This window comes from Pontibacter toksunensis (assembly GCF_042686245.1).
Classification (GTDB): Bacteria; Bacteroidota; Bacteroidia; order Cytophagales; family Hymenobacteraceae; genus Pontibacter; species Pontibacter toksunensis.
Genome location: NZ_JBHUOX010000088.1, coordinates 1 through 1140 on the forward strand (window position 1 = coordinate 1; position 1140 = coordinate 1140).

2 protein-coding genes are annotated in these 1140 nt (G+C 47.5%); both read left to right on the forward strand.

The window, feature by feature from the left end; genetic code table 11:
• The first annotated feature begins 299 nt into the window (after positions 1 to 299).
• On the forward strand, positions 300 to 548 hold the full coding sequence (locus ACFS7Z_RS27220; RefSeq protein ID WP_377492633.1) for a response regulator: 249 nt from the start codon (positions 300 to 302) through the stop codon (positions 546 to 548).
• Between the two features lie 321 nt (positions 549 to 869).
• On the forward strand, positions 870 to 1140 hold a 271-nt coding region (locus ACFS7Z_RS27225), incomplete at its 3' end, for a class I SAM-dependent methyltransferase (RefSeq protein WP_377492636.1).

The following is a 1140-nucleotide window of genomic DNA, read 5'->3' on the forward strand; positions in this document are numbered from 1 at the left end:
TGACCATCTACGCTGACATCACAGACGACGGCATAGACAACCCACAGCGTTACCCGCTCTTCTCAGACGAGATGGAGGGCTACTACTGGGACTACGACAACAACGGCCTGAGAGTGCTGCAGCTCCGCTTCTACGAGGTGCCGACTGTCCTGTAATTTGTTTTACCTAGTAAAACAACAGAGGCGCTAGTGATAAGAAGTAGCGCCTCTGTTGTTTTTATATGTTCTTTCACTCACAAGGAAGCACAACTTTCCTTAGCTCGCTGTCAGCGATGTGATGCTTATCTGCTCCAGGTTATCGTGCGGGAGAAATGTCAAGCGGAGCAGTGCCCGGAACTGATTCTGCTGGATATTCATATGCCGGTCATGGACGGCTTTGAATTCTTAGAGGAACTGCAACAGTCCCCTGATTTAAATAGTGTTTCCCTCCGCATTGTCCTATTGAGCTCCTCCACGCATTACCTTGATGTGGCAAGGGCAAAGCAGTATCCCGTCATTGATTTGGTAGAGAAGCCGCTCATTGCGGAGAAGCTGTCTAAGTTCTTATGAGAGAACTAAAGTCTTGGCCTAGCACCCCTCCAGATAGGGAGAAGGTATAGCCCCTACCGCTAGCGTTCTAAAAACTGAACCTCCTCCAGGGTGCCGGGAAGGCTGTTTGCGTCATAACAACTGTTATAGGTGAAACCGCCCTGCTGCCTGGAATCGCATCTGCTTTTTTTGGCGCTTTCGCGGGGTGCGGGAATTGCCTGCGGGCTCTTATATTGCTTTGGATATATAGCATATTCGGTAGTCCGGTTCCGTTTACACGACACCCGTTGGGCGGCTAAACAGAATAATCCCGTATATCAGGTAGAAGTAATGCGTAAGTAGATGAGGGATATATCACAGGAATATAAAAGACAATCAGCTTGGAGAAACTGGAATTCCTATGTAAGCAAACTGCCAATCTTACCATCCGACTTGGTCCTTGATCTGGGTTGTGGAACAGGTGATGTTTCCGTACTCCTGGCTGAAAGAGCTTCCAGGGTTATTGGAATAGATTTGAACAAAGATATCCTTGAGTTTGCCACAAAGGAAAATTATCGCCCCAATGTGCAGTATCTATGCTCAGACTTAAATAAAGCCCATGAAACCAACCTTC